We start from the raw sequence: 21994 nt of genomic DNA on the forward strand, positions 1-21994 counted from the left end.
AATCCCCCGCTTTTGTTTGATGGTTAATGCCAATTATTTAGCGTATATGGTTTTTTCCAGAGCGGCAAACTCTTTTTTGGCTCCTTTAAGAGCCTCCTGACGCCACTCTTCCAAATCCTGTGTAAACTCGGTCTGCAAAAAGGCCTTGACCATTTCAATGCCCAGCTCGGGTGCAATGACCCAGCCGCCCAATGCCAGTATGTTGGAATCATTGATGGCTCTGCACATTTTGGCACTGTAGGTGCTTTCTACCACTGCAGCGCGCACATTGGGATATTTATTGGCAACCTGAGACATGCCCATGCCGGTTCCGCAAATCAGAATTCCTCTTTCTGCCTCACCGGAAGAAATTTTTTCTGCAACGATCGGGGCAGTCTTAAAAAACGGCATGGGAGCATCGGGCGACTGGGTGCCCAAATCCTCCACTTCGTAATTTTGGCCAATCAAATATTCCTTGATGGCCTCCTTCAAAGAAAATCCCGATTTATCCGAACCCAACAGTACTTTCATCTCAAAATTCCTCCCGGTTTTTTTGCAGCCGCTAAGCGCAGCTTTGATGGACTGGCAATTAAATCGATTACGATTTTTATTATAAGCATCCTAATCAAAAAAAGCAAGGCCTTTCGTCCATACAATTTTAAAGCAGCGGGATATGACTGCAAAAAGCATTTTTCAAAGCTTGTAATTTAGCAGCGGCAATGCTATGCTGTTATTAATTTTAAAAACACAACAACCGAGGTGACTGTATTTGGAACTGCCGGTCGGCATGGGTGAAATGAAAAAAGCCAACACCCAAAACACCATTTTGGCTATTATCCGTAAATATGGGGAACTCTCCAAGCTGGATATCAAGCGCATGTCCAAATATAGTATGTCCACTGTGCTTTCAGTCATCGATGAGCTGGAGCGCTGCAGGTATATCCGCTATTCACGGACAGGAAAATCCAGCATTGGGCGTAAGCCTACTCTTTATACCCTTAACGCACAGGCTGGTTATTTTATCGGCGTGGAATTCAGCGCCGAAGAAATTCATTGTGTGCTGTTGGATTTCACCCTTAAACCTGTCAATGCCCATTCCGATGTGATTGATCTCCCTGAAATCAACGCCCAGTCTGTGATCGGGCTGGTTTGTGATCAAATTCGCGGGATTGCTGCGCCTTTGGGTGCTGGTTGGCAAAAGCAGATTATCGGGCTGGGGGTTGGCTCCCCCGGTTATGTGGATGAGCAGGGCAAAAGCCTTTATTACGCCTATATCCGAGATTGGGCCGATATCGATTTAAAGACCGTTTTGGAGAAGGAATTTCATATTCCCGTTCATGTGGATAACAACATCAATCTGTTGGCTCTGGCCCATAAGGATGTTTCGGGAAAGGATCAAAACTTTCTTTTACTTTCTATCCGGACCGGTATCCGCTTTGGCTGTGTACTGAATAACAGCATTTATAGGGGAACCCGAAACCTTTCGGGTGAAATCGGCCATACAACAGTCTACCCCGGAAGCCGCCAATGCCGTTGTGGCCGCAAGGGCTGTCTGGAATCCGAGATTTCCAATTACGCTGTTATGGATAAAATCACAGAAGGCATATCCTATGGCCGCTTCACGCACATTTGGGAGATGGCCGGGCAGCAAACCCGCAATATCACCATTTCGCTTTTTGCCCGTTCGGTGCTGGCCGGTCACCGGGATTCGATGGAGCTTTTCGATGAAATTTGCAGCTATCTGGGCGGTATGCTGGCCCAATCGGTCAATCTGTTTAACCCTTCGCTGATTTATCTGCGGGGGCCTCTCACAGAGGTGGGGAGCCTGCTGGTGGATAAGGTCAATGAAGTGATTGCCCGGCATTCTTATTCTGCAAGCTTGGAAGGGTTTGAGCTTCGCCTCTCCCCTTTCGGCGTGGATGCAGGTGCTATTGGTGCCGCTTATTATGCCATGGATCGTGAATTCCAGTTTGTATCCATTCCCGATTCTGTCCCCGGACTCTAAAGGAGGATTGCCTGTGTCTGAATCGACACGCAAGCTTTTGATTGTGATGCTTATTGCCTTGCTGAGCATAGAGTTGGTTTCGTTTTTCTATAACAGGCAGAATGCCAAGCCAGCTTCTCCGCAGATTTCCAGTGAGGCTGTATCTTCCCAGCAGACAGTGGATTACCGCAAGCTTTCTGCCAGCGAGGCCAAAAAAATGCTGGATGAAAACCCGGATGTTTTTCTCTTGGATGTCCGCACCGAAGAAGAATATCAGGAAAGCCATATCAAAGGGGCTGTTCTGATTCCCTACGATCAATTAAGCGACCGTGCGGAGGCGGAGCTTCCCGAAAAGGAGGCTGTGATCCTCCTTTATTGCCGCAGCGGGAACCGAAGCAAGACCGCCGCCGACACTTTGCTTTCTATGGGTTATACCAATGTATATGATTTTGGAGGTATTCTCTCCTATCCATACGAAACCGTTTCAGGTTAAAAAAAGCCCGTTGGTTACGCAGTGCGGCGTAACCAACGGGCTTTTTATACCTGCTATACGTTCTGCCGAACACCTCCAAAGGCTTCTTCAAAGCGCTTACAAGCCTCTACAATACCGTCAGGCTGATCAAAGATCATATAAATGCCTGTAACCAGCATATCCGCGCCGTTTCGAATGCATTGATCGGCAACCTCATAGCTGACCCCGCCATCCACCAGAATCTGGAAGCAAAGCCTGTGCCTGCGGCGAAAATCCGAAAGCTCTGCCAGCCGTTCCATTGCACCCGGCAGAAAGCGCTGCCCGGCATAGCCCGGTTCCACCGACATAAAGACCACATAATCCAGCAAATGAGCAAACGGCTCCAGCATCTCTACAGGCTGAGATGGGTTGAGAACCACGCCAGCCTTGATTTCCAACTCACCCAGCATGGTCAGTGCCCGAACCGTAAAAGGGGTGGTTCCCAGATGAAAGCTGATGCAATCCGCCCCATACTCCCCCAGCAGGGAAAAATACGACATAGGATTCTCTGCCATAAGATGCACCTCCACCATACAGTGGGGGTACTTTTTCTTTAAATCCCGGACAAAGCTGGGCGGAAAGCATAGATTGGGTACATAATGCCCATCCATGATGTCCACATGAAAGCACCGCACACCGCCTTCTACCAGCTGCTGTACCTTGGATTCCATCTCCAACAGGCTGATGTTCGCCAAGGAGGGAACGTTGATAACCATAAGCAAACCCCTTTCCTATTAAAATTTCATCAGGCCGGCTGCTTTTCTGCCCGGCGGTGGTGGATTTTTTCCCGCTGGTGATCGGAATAGACTTGCAGCAGCACCGCAACAAGCAGAATCACCCCTGTGCTGATATCCTTCCAGTAAGCACTAATATGCCCGTTAAGGTTGATCAGGTTGGTAATCAGGTTAAGGAACAGTGAACCAAGAAAAATCCCCTGAATTTTGCCCATTCCGCCTCGAACACTGGTTCCGCCGATCACAATGGCCGCCATAATGGTCATTTCCCATCCCTCACAGGCCGTAGGCTGCCCTGCGCTGAGCCTGCCGGAGAGAACAATTCCGCAGAGAGCCGCTGTAAGCCCGCTGAGAATGAAAACCCATATCTTGGTTTTGGTCACCCGGATGCCCATCATTTCTGCGGCTTCCTCGTTGCCGCCCACTGCATACATCGCCCGGCCAAAGGGTGTATAGCGAGTTACAATCATAAAAACAAGCACCAGTGAGATAAACAGCAATGCCGGAACCGGCAGTAGGTCAAAGAGGTTGGCGTTTCCCATTGCCTTTAAGGTGTTGGCAGAATCCGCAATGGTGATGGAAAGCTCCTTATTAACCAAAAGCGCAAGGCCTCTGGCGGCCAGCTGTGTGCCCAGAGTAGCGATAAAGGGCTGTACCCTAAATTTCGCCACTATAATGCCGTTAATCAGGCCAAACACCAAACCCACGGAAAGCCCACCCAAAATACTGGGCAGCAACCCCCAAGGGCTCAAGAGCGCCGAAAACATACTGGCGGATGCAGCAACCGAAGCAACGGATAAATCTCTTGCCCCAATGAGAAAGCAAAGGTTAACCCCCACCCCCATAATGCCCATCATAGATGCTGTATGCAAAACGTTAATCAGGTTGCGCTTGTAATTCAGAAAGGTCATGCCATAGGAAAGGGTTCCAAAAAGCATCAGAATCAGCACAGCCCACAAAGCGGTGTTGTTCTGAATAAAGGCAAAAATTCTTTGCCGAGAAATTGCTTCGCTTTTCATCTTCCTTCCCCCTCTTAAACTGTTTTTTCCCGCTGAATTGCCAGCGAAAAAATGATGATGAAAGCCTTGATGATGTTGGCTACCGCAAAAGGAACGCCGTTCATATTAACGGTCGTCGCAACCAGCACCATGATAATACAGCCCATAATGGAACCGATGACATTGGATTTTCCGCCTTTCATGCTGGTGCCGCCCACAGCAACGCCCGCAATGGCATCCATTTCATACAGCTTACCCAGCTCGTTGGGATCAAGAGCGGCATTTCGGGCAAGCTCCAGTATTCCGCAGAAACCGGCCATCACAGCGGAAAGCACATAAACCGTAATCAACACCGAGGTGGTCTTGATCCCGGCCAGACGGGCCGCCCGGGTATTTTCACCCACAGCCTCAACCTTTTTGCCCAGAACCGTCTGGCGCACCACAAAAATACTCACTACCACAATCGCAACGAAAAACACAGTCTGGATGGGAATTTTTCCGGGAAACCGGTAAAGCCCCAAAATCCGGATGGCCGGGTGCTTAGAGAGAACAAAGACCTTGGAATTTGCCATAAGCACCGTAAAGCCCCGCATGGCAATCTGCATGACCAGCGTGAGAATAATGGGCTGAACCCCCACCCGGGCAATCATGAAGCCGTTAAAGGCACCGACCAAGCCACAGGCCGCCAGCCCCAGCAGTGCCCACAGATAAAAATTTCCTCCTCCGGCAACATCCAGAGCGATAATGATACCGCAAAAGCCCATCATGGAACCGGTGGAAATATCGATGCCTCCGGAGGAAATAACCAAGGTCATGCCAATGGTCATAAACAGAATCGGGGTTGCCTGCTTGATCACCAGAAAAAGGGTGTTGATGGAGAGAAAGTTTTTGGTGAAGATCATGTTGAAGAGAATCAAAACCCCAAGAGCAAAGGCAGCTCCGTATTCTACAAACAATTCACGAAGATCGGGTTTCTCAGAGATTTTCAGCCGAGCTTCTGCATGGCCGGTTTGAAGCATTTCAGTTGTCTCCCCTTCCTATTTTGGGTATTGGTAATGGGATGGCAGGCTAGTATACAGCGCAGTGATCGGCAATAACGGTCATAATTCGGTCAGAGCTGATTTCTTCGCCCGTTAGCTCCGCAATTTTCTGGCCTTCCCGAAGCACAGCCACCCGATCACAGCCTCGCACCAGCTCATCCAGCTCGGAGGAAATATACAGCACACTGATCCCCTGATCGGCAATTTTTTTGATTAATTCTTCAATTTCTCCTTTGGCTCCCACATCGATTCCTCGGGTAGGCTCATCCAGAATAATCAGGTCTGGATGGGTTGCCAGCCAGCGGGAAAGGATAACCTTCTGCTGGTTTCCACCGCTGAGATTCTTGATTTTAGTATCCGCCGAGGGCGTTTTTACCGCAATTTTTTCTATGTATTCCTCTGTAACAGCCCGCTGCTTTTTCTTGTTGAGGACGCCGAAGCGGCTGAGCTTACCCAAAATAGACATGGTTAGATTATCATTGATGCTCATACGGGGGAAAATCCCCTCTGTTTTGCGATCCTCCGAGCAAAAGGCAAGGCCATTTTCAACAGAATGGCTGGGGCTTTTAAAGCGTACCGCCTGCTGCCTCAAGCAGATTTCACCCTCATAGTTTTGATCGTCTCCGAAAATCACCTTGGCCAATTCGGTGCGCCCGGAACCCAAAAGCCCGGCCAAACCCACTACCTCGCCTCTGCGTATTTCCAAATCCACGCCGCAGAGCCGGTGATTTGCCTTTTGAATTCCTTTCACCGAGCAGAGTATTTCGGCCTCCTGCTTGGCGGGATCATATTCCTTTCTTTTATCCAGAATCTCTTGGGCATCCCGGCCAATCATCAAGGAAATAAGCCGAAGCTTGGGCATCTGCTCAATAGGCTCACAGGCAATGAACATACCATCCTTGAAAATGGTGACCCGGTCGCATATCCGATAAATTTCATCCATCTTGTGGGTGATGAAAATCGTGGAGATTCCTCTTTGCCGCAGCTTCTGCACAATGCCGAACAGCACCGCCACCTCGCTGTTATCCAGAGAGGAGGTAGCCTCATCCATAATCAAAAGTTTGGTATCAATGGATAAAGCCCGGGCGATGGAAACCATCTGCTGCACCGCAATGCTCTGCTTGTTCAGGGCAGCGGTAACATCTACCCCCACCCCCAAATCCGCCATGAGCTTGCGGGCGTTTTCATTGAGCTGTTTCCAATCAATAAGGCCGCCCTTCCGGGGGGTGTTCCCCAGATAAATGTTTTCCGCCACACTAAGAAAAGGGCTCAGATTCAACTCCTGAAAAATGGTGCTGATGCCCAGCCTCTGCGCTTCAAGGGTATCCGCCGGATTGATGGGCTTTCCGTCAAAGAGCATTTCGCCCTGATCGGTATCCCGGCGGTAATATCCGGTTATAATTTTAATCAGCGTGGATTTTCCAGCCCCATTCTCTCCCATCAGGGCCATAACTTCTCCTTTATTGACAGTAAAATCCACATTTTTGAGAGCCTTCACTCCGGGAAAGCTCTTGGATATATTGGTCATCTGCAGCAAAACATTCTGGTGCACACACATACCCCCTGTCTTTTTCCGCAACTTCACTGCAAAGCATCGTTTCTTTTTTAGAGAGCCTTTAGAAAAACAGAGCTTTGGGGCACTTAACCCAAAAGCCCTGTTCATTCAGCCTTTTAAGCGGTAGCGCCGCTGATTACCACCCGGCGTTTTTCAGCTCTTCCGCCGCATTGTCAATGGTAAAGAAACGGTCGTTGGCCCAAATCAGGCCTTCCACCGGCTTGCCGGCCTCCAAGGCTTCTACCACCTCCAGAGCCTGAGGCCCCAACAAAGGGCTGCACTCGGAGCAAGCTGCCACACGGCCGTCAATAATCTCCTCCAGCATAGCGGAGCTGCCATCCCCAATGGAAAGAACCTTAATATCCTCACCGGGAATCAGGCCTGCGCCATCAATGGCCTGCAAAGCACCAAAGGTCATTTCATCCGAATGGGTGACAACCACATCAATTTTATCCCCATGGGCTTGCAGCATATTTTCCATAACCACCTGAGCCTCAGAGCGCATATTATTGCCCACCTGTGTATCCAACTTTACCAAGCTCTTATGTTGATCAACCACGGCCCAGAAGCCCTTGGCACGATCCATGGCGGTGGTGGAACCGGGAGCGCCAAAGATTTCTACAATGTTGGCACCATCAGGGAAGTTCTCCACGATCCAATCGGCGCACCATTGGCCTTCGGCTTGTGCATTGGAGCGGATGGCTGTTACATAGTCCTCACCGGGGGTGCCATTGGCGGAGCGATCCAGCAAAATTACCGGGACCCCGGCCTTTTTGGCTGCTTCCAGAGCCGGAACCAGGCCCGCTTCTTCTTTAGGCGGCAGCAGCAAATATTCAATATCCTGTGCCAGCAAATCGTTTACGTTGGAAATCTGCTTGGCGGTATCGTTGCCTGCTTCATTCCAAACCACTTCAAAGCCCACTGCTTCAAAAGCATTTATTACACTTTGGGTTTCTGCTGTGCGAAAGGCGTTGGTATAATGCATCTGAGCTAGCCCAATTTTGCGCCCTGCTCCCCATTGATCGCTTTCAGCCGGAGCAGCTTCTGAGGCTGATGCCTCAGGGGCCGCCTGAGCGGAAGGAGCCGCAGGAGCCTCAGAGGCGGGGGCGGGAGCTGATGTGCCACCGCAGGCCGCAAAAGACAGTGCCATGCTCACCATTAATACAATCGCCAGTATTTTTTTCACAATGAATCCTCCTTAATTACCAGGTCAAAATGGCTCGTTTCCTGTTTCGGGGTATCCAAACCAGCTTACCCCGCTTTAAAGCAGAATGAGTATTTTCCAGCCTCCTTTTAAGATATTGGAGAACAAGGACTAGCCCTTGTTCTCCCCACCATTTTAGTCCGGGACTTTGTGCATAACGGGTCTTATTTTGCGTTAAGGTTTATTTATTTCTTTTATCTTTTTGCTCTAGACTTCAAAGCTATGGGAGAGACTATTTAGTATAAAGGTTGACACCGCCACACAATCAGTATTATAATATCGATAATAGAAGGTTTATTTTAATGCAGGTTAAAATACGTGCATTTTAACGGCCTGCGATAACCCCCAAGAGCCTTCTAGCAGTAGTTTCTTTTCGTATATTGTTTACCGAAATCGGCTTCATTTGGCTGTTTCCCCCAAGCCACTATTGGGTTTAAAAGTTACAGCTATTGATGGGAGGTGTTTATTATGCCGGAAAACAAAAAAGGCCCTGTTGCTATTTCAACACAGGCCTTGAAAAGGATGCCCTATTATCTTCAGTATCTGCAAAGATTACAAGCCCAAGGCACAGAATTTGTGGCGGCGCCTGCCATTGCAGAAAGCCTTGGCCTCAACGAGGTGCAGGTACGCAAGGATTTCGCCGCAGTCAGCACTGCCAAGGGAAAGCCTAAGGTGGGTTTTCGGGTTTCTGAGCTGATTGCAAGCATGAAAACCCTGCTTGGCCACGATAATGTGGATCAGGCTGTTCTGGTGGGGGTGGGTTCTCTGGGAACAGCACTGCTTTCTTATAAGGGCTTTCAGGATTATGGCATTCAAATTGTAGCGGCCTTTGATACGGATGAGCGGGTGTTTGGTTCAAAAATAAGAGGGAAAAAGGTCTTCCCCTCCGAAATGCTCAGTGAAATTTGCCGCAGGCTGGGTGTTCATATCGGGATTATTGCAGTACCGGCCGAACAAGCCCAAATGGCCTGTGATCAGCTTGTGGCAGGCGGTGTGCTGGCTATCTGGAATTTTGCTCCTGTGCATCTTTCCGCTCCCAAGAATATCCTTGTTCAAAATGAAAATATGGCCGCCTCACTGGCCCTGCTTTCCAAGCATTTACAGGAAACCTTTGACCGGCTTGTCATAGCTGAGGGAGGCGAAAAGCAACGATGAATACTCTGCATTTTAAATACGCTGTGGAGGTTGAAAGAACCCGCTCCATTACCCAGGCGGCGGAAAACCTTTTCATGGCACAGCCCAATCTGAGCAAAGCCATTAAAGAGCTGGAGGATACCATCGGCATCAGCATTTTTGAGCGAACCTCCAAGGGGGTAACCCCCACTCGAAAGGGCGCTGAATTTCTGGTTTATGCCAAAAATATTCTCGCTGAAATTGAACGTATGGAATCTCTTTATATCCCGGATAATTGCGACCGCCAAAGCCTTAATATTTCCATTCCCCGAGGGAGCTACATTTCCAGCGCCTTTACTGACTTTATAGCAGAGTTGGACCCGGAAAAGGAGATTGATGTTCACCTCAACGAAACCAACTCCATGCAATCCATTACCAATGTGGTGGATGGCCAGTTCAATATGGGGATTATTCGCTATCAGATTGCCTATGAGAATTATTTTTTGGATTATCTGGCCGAAAAGAATCTTTCTTTCGAGCCTATCTGGAAGTTTGAGTGTCTGGCACTTATGTCCCGAAATCACCCGCTGGCCTCCCGGGAAAAGGTTACCTATAAAGCACTTTCTCAATGCATCGAGATTGTTCACGGGGATACACTGGTTCCTTATCTCTCTGCAAGAAAAACCAAAACGCCCCACAGTTCCCCTGAAATTCGCAGAAAGATTTCTCTCTATGAGCGATTCAGCCAGTTTGATATCCTCTCTCGCATTCCCACCACTTATATATGGGTTTCGCCTATTCCAGAGCATATTTTGACCCAGTATAATCTGATACAGCGCAAATGCTATGGCGCCAACCAAAAATATAAGGATGTGCTGATTTATCCCAAGGGATATGTTTTTACAGAACTGGATAAAAGATTCATTCACTGCCTATATGCTTCTAAAAATCAGGTGGAGGCTATGGAATACACTTGATCACTCTGAAAAGGCTCCTTTGATATCCATAAAACAAATGAGAAATAATGCTGAAAAGTCTGGAAGTCGATATTTCTCTATATATGCGATATTGAGTTTTATATAGCCATTTCACTATGTAAATTGTTACTATCAGCTAATTTTTCTTTTATAACAAGCTATTTTTAAGCGGATTTTTCATCTATATCATTTCTGAAAATCTAAATATACAAATAACTCTATATCGATATTGGTATATCGATATTCCGGTTTCATATTTCACATTGATGCCCCGATTGGTTATAATATTCAATGAAGATAGGTTTTTTCAAATATAACTTAAATCAATTTGATTTTTTTATCATCTTATATTAAAATATTTCCCGGAGTTCTTCAAGCTGTTGATTACTAGGCTGCTGTGATTTTAATAAAAGCGGCCCTTTTCAAAGGAAGGTATTGTCTATGTATCAAATTTTACGAAAAGAAGCTTTGAATCCTACTGTGACCTTGATGGAGGTCATGGCTCCCATGATAGCCAAGAAGGCCGAGCCGGGCCAGTTTATTATCCTGCGTGTAGACGAGAACGGCGAGCGTATTCCTCTCACCATTGCGGATTTTGACCGCACCAAGGGCACCATCACCATTATTTTTCAGATCGTTGGTGCCACCACCGAGGCTCTGAACCACTTGAACGAAGGGGATTATATCCACGATTTTGCAGGCCCCTTAGGCAGAAAAACCGAAACCGAAGGCCTTAAGAGAGTGGCTGTTGTTGGCGGCGGCGTAGGCTGCGCCATTGCTTATCCGGTTGCCAAGAGACTGCACGAGCAGGGCTGTAAGGTTGATACCATTGCCGGTTTCCGCAGCCAGGATTTGGTCATTCTGGAGGATGAATTCAAAGCGGTCAGCGATCGCATGTTCCTCATGACCGACGATGGCAGTGCAGGTGAAAAGGGTCTGGTTACCGATGCACTCAAAAAACTGATTGAAGAAGGCACCCAGTACGATGAGGTTATCACCATTGGGCCTTTGATCATGATGAAATTTGTTTGTGCCCTGACTAAAAAATACGACATCAAAACCACTGCCAGCATGAACCCCATTATGATCGATGGCACCGGCATGTGCGGCGGCTGCCGACTGAGCGTGGGCGGCAAAACCAAGTTTGCCTGCGTGGACGGCCCTGATTTTGATGGTCATGAAATTGATTTTGACGAGGCTATCGCCCGGTCTGCGACCTACAAGCCCTTTGAGAGACAGGCCCATACCGATGTGTGTAACCTCTTTAATATGGAGGTTAAATAACAATGCCGAATATGTCGCCTAAAAAGAACGAGATGCCTGCACAGGAAGCCAATATCCGCAACCAGAATTTTCTTGAGGTAACACTGGGTTACAGCGAAGAGCAGGCCATTGACGAAGCGAAACGGTGCCTCAACTGCAAACATAAGCCCTGTATCAAGGGCTGCCCTGTTCAAATTGAAATCCCCGCTTTCATTCAGGAGGTCGCTCAAGGTAACTTTGAAGAGGCTTACCAGATTATCTCTCTTTCCAGCTCCCTGCCTGCCGTTTGCGGGCGCGTTTGCCCCCAGGAATCCCAGTGTGAGGAAAAGTGTGTTCGTGGCATCAAGGGTGAGCCTGTTGGCATCGGCCGTCTGGAGCGTTTTGTAGCGGATTACCACAACGCTCACGTGACCACAGCTCCTCAGAAGCCCCAGCCCAACGGACACAAGGTTGCCGTTATTGGTTCGGGCCCTGCTGGTCTTGCCTGTGCTGGCGATTTGGCTAAAAAAGGCTATTCTGTTACTGTATTTGAGGCTTTGCATTTGGCCGGAGGCGTTCTGGTTTATGGTATTCCCGAGTTCCGTCTGCCTAAATCCATTGTGCAGAAAGAAATTGACACTCTCAAAGAGCTGGGTGTTACAGTTGAAACCAATATGATTATCGGCAAAACCGTTTCCATCGATGAACTGATGGAGGAATATGGCTTTGAATCCGTGTTTATTGGTTCGGGTGCCGGCCTCCCCCGCTTTATGAATATTCCCGGTGAAAACCTCAAGGGTGTTTATTCCGCCAACGAATTTTTGACCCGTGTGAACCTGATGAAGGCCTATAAGCCTGACAGTTCCACCCCCATCCAGAAGAGCAGCCGTGTGGCTGTTGTAGGCGGCGGAAACGTGGCAATGGATGCCGCCCGCTGTGCAAAGCGTCTGGGCGCTGAAGTTACCATTATCTATCGCCGTACCGAGAAGGAGCTTCCCGCCCGTTTGGAGGAAGTGGAGCATGCCATGGAAGAAGGCATTGAGTTTAAGTTTTTGACCAATCCTGTTGCCATTAACGGCAATGCAGAGGGCTGGACCACCAGCATCCGCTGCGAGCAGATGGTACTTAGCCAGCCGGATGAATCCGGGCGTGCCAAACCGGTTCGGCTGGAAAACAGCGAGTTTGATATCGAAGTCGACTGCGTAATCATGTCTATAGGCACTTCCCCCAATCCTCTGATCAAATCCACCACCGAAGGGCTTGATACCCATAAGTGGGGCGGCATTGTGGCCAATGAGGAAACAGGCGCAACCTCTCGCAAGGGAGTCTACGCTGGCGGCGACGCCGTTACAGGCGCAGCAACCGTTATTCTTGCGATGGGAGCGGGCAAGGCTGCGGCCAAAAGCATGGATGAATATATCCATGGCATAGGAGAATAGCTATGAAGCTTAAATCTGTCCCAACGCAGACTCTTCAAAGATTACCGGCTTACCTGAATTATTTGAAATCTCTGCCTAAAGACGGAGTCGCTAACATTTCCGCCACGACCATTGCCGAGGCGCTGCGTCTCAACGATGTTCAAGTTCGGAAGGATCTGGCCTCCATTAGTGATGGGGGCCGCCCCAAGGTGGGGTATGTTACAGAAAACCTCATTTTTGATATTGAACAGTTTTTGGGCTATGATGATGCCGACAACGCTGTTATCGTGGGTTCAGGCAATTTAGGCAAGGCGCTTCTTTCCTATAAAGGCTTTTCGGAATATGGTTTGGATATTGTAGCAGCTTTTGATATTGATGAAAGTGTAGTTGGCTGCACTGTCAACGGCAAACGCATCCTCCCCGCTGAAAAGCTCAAAAACCTCTGTCACCGTATGGGCATTAAGATTGGTATTATCACCGTTCCCGCCTATCAGGCGCAGGATGTATGCAATACACTCATTGAAAGCGGTGTGGTTGCTATTTGGAACTTTGCCCCTGTTCATCTTGAGGTTCCTGAAAACGTTTTGGTGCAAAACGAAAATATGGCTTGCTCCTTGGCCATACTTTCCATGCATTTGACAAAAAAACTCACTGAGAAATCCTGAAAACCAGGATTAAAGAGACAACATGAAGCCGTCCGCTTTTCCTCTTTGTTTGCGGGCGGCTGAAATTTGCCAAGAACCACCCAATATAATGATAAAACCTGGTTTTATATGCACCTTTTCCTGAAGAACCGATAATCGGAAACCTCCTCTAGCACTTTATCAGACTTAATCTTAAGACACTGAAATTGGAGGGTAAGCTGTATGGAAATCACTGTTTGTATTGGAAGTTCCTGTCATTTAAAAGGTTCCAGACCGGTTGTTGAGCAACTGGAAAAACTGATTTTTGAAAAGCGGCTCCGAGATAGGGTGGAGCTGCAAGGTTCCTTCTGCATGGGTAACTGTACAGCTGGTGTTTGTGTGCAGGTGGAAGGCGAAATGTTTTCACTTAAGCCGGAAGATACCGCAGTCTTCTTTGAAAAAGAGGTTATGGCAAGGCTATAATGGCTCAACGCAGCAATTTATAGGGGGATGGAACGATGACTCAAACAGCAGACTATTTAAAGCTTAAAAAGTCCAACTGCAAAAACTGCTATAAGTGCATTCGGAACTGCCCTGTAAAATCCATCCGCTTTTCCGATGGTCAAGCCAATATTATCAACGAGGACTGCATCCTGTGCGGGCACTGCTTTGTGGCCTGCCCCCAGAACGCCAAGGAAATACGGGAAGATATCGGTGCAGCGAAGTCCTTGATTGCGTCCGGTGCTCCGGTATATGCCAGCATTGCCCCCTCTTTTGTGGCCAATTATGACCGTGTAACCATCGGCTCCCTTGAAAAGGCTCTGCTTCGTCTGGGCTTTGCCGGTGTGGAAGAGACAGCTGTTGGCGCTACCATAGTAAAAAAACAATACGACGAGCTGGTTGCTCAGGCAGATGGAAAGGTTGTAATCTCTTCTTGCTGTCACACCATCAACCTGCTTATACAAAAATATTATCCCGAGGCCCTGCCGTGTCTTGCTCATGTGCTGTCACCAATGCAGGCACACTCCCAGGATCTTAAACGGCGGTTTCCTGCCGCTAAAACAGTCTTTATCGGCCCCTGTATTTCCAAAAAGGAAGAGGCAGAGCGTTATCCGGGAATCGTAGACTGCGTTCTGACCTTTGAGGAGCTTTCCTCCTGGCTGGAAGCTGAGAATATCCAGCTTGAATATGTGGAGGATCAAAACGCCAACAGCCGGGCACGCCTGTTCCCTATCTGCGGCGGTATCCTGCGTACGATGGACGCTGATAACCCCGATTATTCCTATATGGCTTTGGATGGTATAGATAACTGTGCCCATGCTTTGGAGGATATTCTCAGCGGTAAGCTGACCGACTGCTTTATTGAAATGTCCGCTTGTGTGGGCAGCTGTGTGGGCGGGCCTGCCATGGATAAAAGCCATCGTGCTCCTGTACGGGATTTCATAGCGGTTAACCGCTATGCGGGTAAAGATCATTTTCAAGTATATGATTATATAGGAGCTGCTCTTGAAAAAGAAATGCCCCCGCTGGCTCCCCGAGAGGTATTTTTCAGCAACAGTGCTATCGAAGAGATTTTGCGAAAAATCGGCAAGACCAGCCCGGAGCACGAGCTCAACTGCGGGAGCTGCGGTTACAATACCTGCCGTGATAAGGCTAGAGCGGTTCTTTTGGGAAAAGCCAATCTGGAAATGTGCCTGCCTTATCTAAAAGAAAAAGCCGAATCCTTTTCGGATAAGATCATTGGCAACACGCCCAATGCGATTATTGTGATGAACGAAGCAATGGAGGTGCAGCAGATCAATGCTGCTGCCTGCAGGCTCATGAACATTCACCAGCCCCGGGATATTTTGGGCGGCCCGGTGGTTCGCATTCTGGATCCCACGCCTTTTATGGATGTTTTTCAAAAAAATAAAAGCGTTTACGATAAACGCTCCTATTTGGCTGAATATAGAAAATATGTGGATCAGACCGTTATTTACGACAAGGACTATCACATTATCATTTGCATTATGCGCGATGTAACAGAAGAGGCCCGCCAGCGGGAGGAAAAAGAAGCAATCAGCCGCACAACCATGGAAATTACCGATAAGGTAATTGAAAAGCAGATGCGGACTGTTCAGGAAATCGCCTCGCTTCTGGGTGAAACCACCGCTGAAACCAAAATTGCATTGACCAAGCTAAAGGAGTCCCTAAGCCATGAATAACCTTTGCACCGATGTGGGCTATGTGAGCATCAACAAGCATAACGAACAGCTCTGCGGCGATCATGTTGAGGTGGTATCCCAAGGTGACAACTCCACCGTGGTGGTGCTGGCAGATGGTCTGGGCAGCGGGGTTAAAGCAAACATTCTCTCCACTCTTACTGCGAAAATCATCTCTACCATGATGGCCAATTCTCTTTCCGTTGAGGATTGTGTTTCCACCATTGCGGCCACCCTGCCCATCTGCAAGGTGCGTCAGGTCGCTTATTCCACCTTTACCATCATTCGTATCGCCAACAATCTGGAGGCGGAAATCACACAATTTGATAATCCCCATGTTATCTTTCTGCGAAACGGAAAAAACGTGGATTACCCCACAACCTCCGAGATGATTGACAACAAGGTGATTTATAAATCTAAAATCCAGCTTCAGGAGGATGATACTTTCATCGCTGTCAGTGATGGAGCTATCCATGCCGGAGTTGGGCTGACGCTGAATTTTGGCTGGCAGCGTCAGAATATTATCGAGTTTATGGAAACAATCTATTCCGGGGATTTTACTGCCAAAACCCTCAGCACCATGCTGGTGAACGAATGCAATTCCCTGTATGGCGGCGAGCCGGGAGACGACACTACCGCCTGTACCGTTAAAATCCGGCGCAGAAAGCCTATGAATCTTCTTCTTGGGCCTCCCTCCGATCCGGCGGATGTTTCCAAGATGATGTCGCTGTTTTTCTCCAAAGAGGGCAAGCACATTGTCTGCGGAGGCACAACCTCCACTCTGGCGGCGGAATACTTAGGCAAGCCTTTGAATGTAGGCACCCCTGTTTATATTGACCCTGCAATCCCCCCTACTGCCAAAATCGAAGGGGTGGATTTGGTTACCGAAGGTGTTATCACCATCAACCGGGTGCTGGAATATGCCAGAGATTATCTCAAGGACAATGAGAAATACACCGATTGGAGCTACAAGCAGGATGGCGCCTCTCTCATTGCAAGAGCCCTTTTTGAGGAGGCCACTGATATTAATTTTTTTGTGGGAAAAGCCATTAATCCCGCCCACCAAAACCCCAATCTGCCTATCAATTTTCATATTAAAATGCAGCTTATTGAAGATCTTTCCGGCTGTTTGAGGACGATGGGTAAAAAAATAAAAGTCAGCTACTTTTAAAATGGAGGAACAACCCATGGATGAGACATTTGAACTAAAGGTAATCGATGAGATTATCGATGAATTGGGCTGCAAGGAGAGCTCGGTTATTGCGATCCTGCAAAGCATACAGGAGCATTACCGGTATTTGCCCAAAGAGATATTCCCTCATCTTGCCAAAAGACTGAAAATCAGTCAGGCCAAAATTTATAGTGTGGCCACCTTCTATGAAAATTTTTCCTTGACTCCCAAGGGTAAATATGTTTTGAAGGTGTGCGATGGAACTGCCTGCCATGTCAGAAAATCCATTCCCATTCTGGAAAGGCTGCGCAAGGAGCTTGCTTTGGTTCCCGGCCAAACCACTACCGAGGATTTGAATTTTACAGTGGAAACCGTATCCTGCCTTGGTGCCTGCGGACTTGCCCCTGTGCTGACTGTAAACGATAAGGTTTACCCTGCCATGACACCGGATAAGGCTGCGGAACTTTTGGTACAACTCAAGGAGGAACTGTAAAATGTTAGGAAGCAGAGAGGATCTCATTAGCCTGCGCAGTACTTATGAAAAATCTCTTGGCGCACAAACCAAAAAGATTTTGGTTTGCTGCGGTACCGGTTGTATTTCCAGCGGCTCTTTGGAAATTTTTGACCGTTTGACCCAATTGATGAAGGATAAAAACGTTCCCTGCACCGTACAATTGGAAGAAGAGCCCCACGAAGCAGTGGCTATGAAAAAAAGTGGCTGCCACGGTTTTTGTGAGTTGGGGCCTCTTGTCCGCATTGACCCCGAGGGCTGGCTGTATACCAAGGTCAAGCTGGAGGACTGCGAGGAAATCGTAGAAAAAAGCATTGTCGGCGGTGAACATATCGCTCACTTGGCCTATACAACAAATGGTGAAATTTTTAAAAAGCAGGAAGAGATTCCTTTTTATAAAGGCCAAACCCGTTTGGTTCTGGATCACTGCGGCCATATTGATGCCACTTCACTCAAAGAATATTTGGCAATCGGTGGTTACTCCGCTTTTGAAAAAGCTCTCTATGAGATGGACCCTGACCAGATTATTAACGAAGTCACAGAAGCCACCCTTCGTGGACGTGGGGGCGGCGGTTTCCCTGCCGGACGCAAATGGGGTCAGGTTAAGCGCCAGAATGCACCTCAAAAATACGTTGTCTGCAACGGTGACGAGGGTGACCCGGGTGCGTTTATGGATCGCAGCATCATGGAAGGCGATCCCCACCGTTTGCTGGAAGGCATGATGATTGCCGCTCTGGCCTGCGGTGCCAGCGAGGGTTATATCTATGTTCGTGCTGAATACCCCATGGCGGTGGAACGCCTTAAAATAGCGATCGCCCAAGCCAATGAATTCGGTATTTTGGGTGACAACATTCTTGGTTCCGATTTCTCCTTCCATCTGCATATCAACCGTGGAGCCGGTGCCTTTGTTTGCGGCGAGGGCAGTGCTCTGACCGCTTCCATTGAAGGCAAGCGCGGCATGCCTCGTGTCAAGCCTCCCAGAACGGTTGAGCATGGTCTTTTCGATATGCCTACAGTGCTCAACAATGTTGAGACCTTCGCCAACGTTCCTGTTATTATCAACAACGGGGCCGAGTGGTATAAGGGCTTCGGCCCGGCCAACAACGCCGGAACCAAGGCCTTTGCTCTCACCGGCAACATCTCCAACACCGGCCTGATCGAAGTTCCTATGGGAACCACCCTGCGGGAGGTTATCTTCGATATCGGCGGCGGCATGCGGGATGGCGGCGAATTCAAAGCTGTTCAGATCGGTGGCCCTTCCGGTGGATGCCTGACCGCAGAGCATCTGGATTTGCCTCTGGATTTTGATTCCCTGAAAAAAGCAGGTGCTATGATCGGCTCCGGTGGTCTGGTGGTTATGGACAGCAACACCTGTATGGTCGAGGTTGCCCGCTTCTTTATGAACTTCACCCAGAATGAATCCTGCGGCAAGTGTGTTCCCTGCCGTGAGGGCACCAAGCGTATGTTGGAAATTCTGGAGCGCATTGTAGAAGGCAAAGGCGAAGATGGCGACATTGAGCTTCTCCTTGAACTGGCCGACACTATATCTGCCACCGCTCTGTGCGGCTTAGGCAAAACTGCTGCTTTCCCGGTAGTCAGCACCATCAAGAGCTTCCGCAGTGAATACGAAGCTCATATTTATGATAAGCACTGCCCAGCTGGTAGCTGCCAGAAGCTCAAGAAAATCTACATTGATGCCCCTCTTTGCAAGGGCTGCTCCAAGTGCTCCAAGGCTTGCCCGGTCAGCGCTATTTCCGGCAAGGTGCGGGAACCTTTTGTGATCGATCAGAGCAAGTGCATAAAATGCGGGGCCTGTGTGACCACCTGCCCATTCCATGCAATCAAGGAGGCGTAACTCAAATGAATACCAAAGAATTTATGACCATTGACGGCATGCCCGTCGAAATAAACGGCGAAAAAAACCTCCTTGAGCTGATCCGCAAGGCTGGTATTAAAATGCCCACTTTCTGTTATCATTCCGAGCTTTCCATTTACGGTGCCTGCCGCATGTGCATGGTAGAAAACCAGTGGGGAGGCTTGGATGCCGCTTGCTCCACTCCGGTTAAGGCCGGTATGGAAATCCGCACCAACACTGAGCGTCTGCGGAAATACCGCAAGATGATTCTGGAGCTGCTGTTGGCAAACCACTGCCGCGACTGCACCACCTGCAACAACAACGGCAAATGCAAGCTGCAGGATTTGGCTATGCGCTTTAACATTGAAGGTGTACGCTTCCCCAACAGTGCGGCTGCGCCTAAAATCGATGATTCTTCCCTCTGCATCACCCGAGATGCTCACAAGTGCATTCTTTGCGGTGACTGTGTGCGGGTATGCAACGAGATTCAGAATGTGGGAGCCATTGATTTTGCTCACCGTGGCTCTAAAATGACCATCAGCACCGCATTTGACGGCCCCATCGCCGATTCTCCCTGTGTAGGCTGCGGCCAGTGTGCGGCAGTGTGCCCCACCGGTGCCATTGTGGTTAAGAGCGATGTAAGCCGCCTCTGGAAGGATCTGGACGACCGGAATACCAAGGTAACGGTACAGATTGCGCCTGCTGTGCGTGTGGGTATCGGCAAAGAGCTTGGAATGGCCAGCAACGAAAATGCCATTGGCAAAATTGTGGCTGCCCTGCGCCGCATGGGCTTTGATGAAATCTACGATACCTCCACCGGTGCTGACCTGACTGTTCTGGAAGAAGCCAATGAGCTGACCAAGCGTCTGGAAAAGGGCGGAAACACCTATCCCCTCTTTACCTCCTGCTGCCCTGCATGGGTTAACTTCTGCGAAAAGCAGTATCCCGAATTGATGGAGCATGTCTCCACCTGCCGCTCTCCTATGCAGATGTTTGCTTCTGTCATAAAAGCACAGCATGAGCCTACCGACCGTAAGTGTGTCCATGTGGCAATCATGCCTTGTACCGCTAAAAAATTCGAGGCAGCCCGTGAGGAATTCACCACCGATGGCACTTCTTCCGTGGATTATGTAATCACTACTCAGGAACTGATTCAAATGATCAAGGAATCCGGCATTATGTTCTCGCAGCTTGAGCCGGAAGCTGTTGATATGCCCTTTGGCACCATGAGCGGCGCCGGTGTAATCTTCGGTGTAACTGGTGGTGTTACCGAAGCGGTTCTGCGCAGAGTTTCTACCGATAAATCTTCGGCCGCCCTGCTCTCCATCGCCTACAAGGGTGTTAGAGGTATGGAAGGCGTTAAGGAGACCACCATTACTTTTGGTGAGCAAACTCTCAAAATTGCCGTTGTCAGCGGCCTTAAAAACGCAAGTGACCTGATTGAACGAATCAAGGCAGGCGAGCACTATGACTTTATCGAGGTTATGGCTTGCCCCGGCGGCTGTGTCAGCGGCGCCGGCCAGCCCTTCGCATCTTTGGAACAGCGTGAATCCAGAGGCAAGGGTCTTTATTCCGCCGACAAGCTTTGCAACATCAAGCGCTCTGAGGAAAACCCCCTGATGATGTCGCTGTATAACGGTGTACTCAAAGGGCGTGTCCACGAGCTTTTGCATGTAGATTACAAATTATCTGAGGGGGTCAAATAGTATGCTTGAGTTAAGTGTGTGTATCGGCAGCTCCTGTCATTTAAAGGGTTCCTACAATGTAATCCAAGAGTTTCAGCAAATGATCGAAGAGAATGCGTTACATGACAAGCTTGACTTTAAGTCTACTTTTTGCATGAAACAGTGCTCCAATAAAGGGGTTTCTGTTTCAATTAACGGAGATATTTATGATCTGCTCCCCGGAGCAGCCAAAGAGTTCTTTAACTCCAACGTTTTGGCCCAGCTGTAACGGCTTGGCCTTGCTCACAAACAGAATAAGGCTAACCCATAAAAACTCCGCCGGAAACCCGGCGGAGTTTTTATTTTTTAACTTAACATGCCCATAGGAAAGCTTTATTTCCCAGAATTCATTTTATCTGCATAGTTTTTTTCGACCTGCTTCCAATCCAGCACATGGAATAAATCCTTCAGATAATCGCCCCGCAGGTTCAAGTGCTTGAGATAATAGGCATGTTCCCAAACATCAATGCCCAAAATCGGGGTCCACACCCCACCGGTCTCCAAAATCGGGTTATCCTGATTGGGGCTGGTGGAAAGCTTCAGATCACCGGCGGCATTAGCCGAAAGCCATGCCCAGCCGGAACCAAACTGCCCCATGGCAGCCTTGGTAATCAAATCTTTGAAATTCTCATAGGAACCAAAGGTTTCCTTTATTTTTGCAGCCAAGGCGCCGGAAGGCTCACCGCCCCCCTTAGGCGATAGATGCTGGAAATAGAGGTTGTGGTTCAAGAAACCGCCGCCGTTGTTGCGTATAGCGGTCTTATATTCCTGCGGAACCGCTGTTTCCCAATTGGCCAGAATCCACTCGGCGCTTTTATCTTCAAGCCCAGCCGCCTTTGCAGCCTCGTTGAAATTTTTGGTGTAAGCCGCAAGGTGCTTTAAATAGTGGGTCTCCATGGTCAGAGTATCAATATATGGCTCCAATGCGTTAAAGGAATAATTCAGTTTAATCTGCTCAAACATAAGTGTTTCCCCTTTCCAGTTTCAATTTAAAGTTTTATTTAAGAGCATCTGCCCAAACAAATTAGGCATTCAGTAAATGGACTAACTGTTAGCCTACGATAACATATTGGATAACCCAACTGCTTGTAAGCTAATTTAAGTATAAAGTATCATTTTCCACTAAATTTGTCAACTATACTCGTTCTATAAAA

At 48.6% G+C, this 21994-nt stretch carries 21 protein-coding genes; 14 read left to right on the forward strand and 7 right to left on the reverse strand.

Going from position 1 to position 21994, the window contains the following annotated elements:
- Nucleotides 1–33 precede the first annotated feature (33 nt).
- A complete protein-coding gene (locus tag U6B65_03395) occupies nt 34–510 on the reverse strand; it encodes an RpiB/LacA/LacB family sugar-phosphate isomerase (protein WRS28188.1) in 477 nt (158 codons plus the stop codon).
- Nucleotides 511–748: 238 nt separating this feature from the next.
- Here U6B65_03395 and U6B65_03400 point away from each other — a divergent pair, with 238 nt between their 5' ends.
- Nucleotides 749–1984, forward strand: a complete 1236-nt coding sequence (locus U6B65_03400; GenBank protein ID WRS28189.1) for an ROK family protein — start codon at nt 749–751, stop codon at nt 1982–1984.
- Nucleotides 1985–1997: 13 nt separating this feature from the next.
- A complete protein-coding gene (locus tag U6B65_03405; protein ID WRS28190.1) occupies nt 1998–2456 on the forward strand; it encodes a rhodanese-like domain-containing protein in 459 nt (152 codons plus the stop codon).
- A 53-nt stretch (nt 2457–2509) separates the two neighbouring features.
- Here the strand turns inward: U6B65_03405 and U6B65_03410 are convergent, their stop codons facing one another.
- The 5 genes from U6B65_03410 to U6B65_03430 all read right to left on the reverse strand — a co-directional run bounded on the left by U6B65_03410 (nt 2510) and on the right by U6B65_03430 (nt 7987).
- The gene (locus tag U6B65_03410) at nt 2510–3190 is read right to left on the reverse strand and encodes a ribulose-phosphate 3-epimerase (GenBank protein ID WRS28191.1); all 681 of its coding nucleotides are present in this window, start codon (nt 3188–3190) and stop codon (nt 2510–2512) included.
- 29 nt (nt 3191–3219) lie between these two features.
- Entirely contained in the window at nt 3220–4227 is a 1008-nt protein-coding gene (locus U6B65_03415; protein ID WRS28192.1) for an ABC transporter permease, read from the reverse strand.
- A gap of 14 nt (nt 4228–4241) precedes the next feature.
- Entirely contained in the window at nt 4242–5225 is a 984-nt protein-coding gene (locus U6B65_03420; GenBank protein ID WRS28193.1) for an ABC transporter permease, read from the reverse strand.
- 49 nt (nt 5226–5274) lie between these two features.
- On the reverse strand, nt 5275–6774 hold the full coding sequence (locus U6B65_03425) for a sugar ABC transporter ATP-binding protein (GenBank protein ID WRS28906.1): 1500 nt from the start codon (nt 6772–6774) through the stop codon (nt 5275–5277).
- 163 nt (nt 6775–6937) lie between these two features.
- Entirely contained in the window at nt 6938–7987 is a 1050-nt protein-coding gene (locus U6B65_03430; GenBank protein WRS28194.1) for an ABC transporter substrate-binding protein, read from the reverse strand.
- Between the two features lie 486 nt (nt 7988–8473).
- On the opposite strand from U6B65_03430, the gene U6B65_03435 reads away from it, so the two are divergent.
- The 12 genes from U6B65_03435 (at nt 8474) to U6B65_03490 (ending at nt 21069) form a co-directional block, all read left to right on the forward strand.
- Entirely contained in the window at nt 8474–9160 is a 687-nt protein-coding gene (locus U6B65_03435) for a redox-sensing transcriptional repressor Rex (GenBank protein ID WRS28195.1), read from the forward strand.
- Nucleotides 9157–10095, forward strand: coding sequence for a LysR family transcriptional regulator (locus tag U6B65_03440; GenBank protein ID WRS28196.1), 939 nt, complete (start codon nt 9157–9159; stop codon nt 10093–10095). Before U6B65_03435 ends, U6B65_03440 begins: the two co-directional genes overlap by 4 nt.
- A 441-nt stretch (nt 10096–10536) precedes the next feature.
- A complete protein-coding gene (locus tag U6B65_03445) occupies nt 10537–11379 on the forward strand; it encodes a sulfide/dihydroorotate dehydrogenase-like FAD/NAD-binding protein (protein WRS28197.1) in 843 nt (280 codons plus the stop codon).
- Between the two features lie 2 nt (nt 11380–11381).
- Entirely contained in the window at nt 11382–12776 is a 1395-nt protein-coding gene (gene gltA / locus U6B65_03450) for an NADPH-dependent glutamate synthase (GenBank protein WRS28198.1), read from the forward strand.
- Nucleotides 12777–12778: 2 nt separating this feature from the next.
- The gene (locus tag U6B65_03455; protein WRS28199.1) at nt 12779–13420 is read left to right on the forward strand and encodes a redox-sensing transcriptional repressor Rex; all 642 of its coding nucleotides are present in this window, start codon (nt 12779–12781) and stop codon (nt 13418–13420) included.
- 201 nt (nt 13421–13621) lie between these two features.
- Complete coding sequence (locus U6B65_03460; GenBank protein WRS28200.1) at nt 13622–13861, forward strand: (2Fe-2S) ferredoxin domain-containing protein; 240 nt, start codon at nt 13622–13624, stop codon at nt 13859–13861.
- A 35-nt stretch (nt 13862–13896) separates the two neighbouring features.
- Entirely contained in the window at nt 13897–15582 is a 1686-nt protein-coding gene (locus U6B65_03465) for a [Fe-Fe] hydrogenase large subunit C-terminal domain-containing protein (protein WRS28201.1), read from the forward strand.
- Nucleotides 15575–16750 carry a SpoIIE family protein phosphatase gene (locus tag U6B65_03470; GenBank protein ID WRS28202.1) on the forward strand — a complete coding sequence of 392 codons (1176 nt, stop codon included), beginning with the start codon at nt 15575–15577 and terminating at the stop codon, nt 16748–16750. The genes U6B65_03465 and U6B65_03470 overlap by 8 nt, the downstream gene beginning before the upstream one ends.
- Nucleotides 16751–16766: 16 nt before the next feature.
- Complete coding sequence (locus tag U6B65_03475; GenBank protein WRS28203.1) at nt 16767–17243, forward strand: NAD(P)H-dependent oxidoreductase subunit E; 477 nt, start codon at nt 16767–16769, stop codon at nt 17241–17243.
- A 1-nt stretch (nt 17244) separates the two neighbouring features.
- Nucleotides 17245–19116, forward strand: coding sequence for an NADH-quinone oxidoreductase subunit NuoF (nuoF, locus tag U6B65_03480; GenBank protein ID WRS28204.1), 1872 nt, complete (start codon nt 17245–17247; stop codon nt 19114–19116).
- A gap of 5 nt (nt 19117–19121) precedes the next feature.
- Entirely contained in the window at nt 19122–20822 is a 1701-nt protein-coding gene (locus tag U6B65_03485; protein WRS28205.1) for a [FeFe] hydrogenase, group A, read from the forward strand.
- A gap of 1 nt (nt 20823) precedes the next feature.
- Entirely contained in the window at nt 20824–21069 is a 246-nt protein-coding gene (locus U6B65_03490; protein ID WRS28206.1) for a (2Fe-2S) ferredoxin domain-containing protein, read from the forward strand.
- A 104-nt stretch (nt 21070–21173) separates the two neighbouring features.
- On the opposite strand, the gene U6B65_03495 is transcribed toward U6B65_03490, so the two are convergent.
- Nucleotides 21174–21803, reverse strand: a complete 630-nt coding sequence (locus U6B65_03495; GenBank protein WRS28207.1) for a superoxide dismutase — start codon at nt 21801–21803, stop codon at nt 21174–21176.
- Between the last annotated feature and the right edge of the window lie 191 nt (nt 21804–21994).

Source organism: Oscillospiraceae bacterium MB08-C2-2 (assembly GCA_035621215.1).
Taxonomy (GTDB): domain Bacteria; phylum Bacillota; class Clostridia; order Oscillospirales; family Ruminococcaceae; genus WRAV01.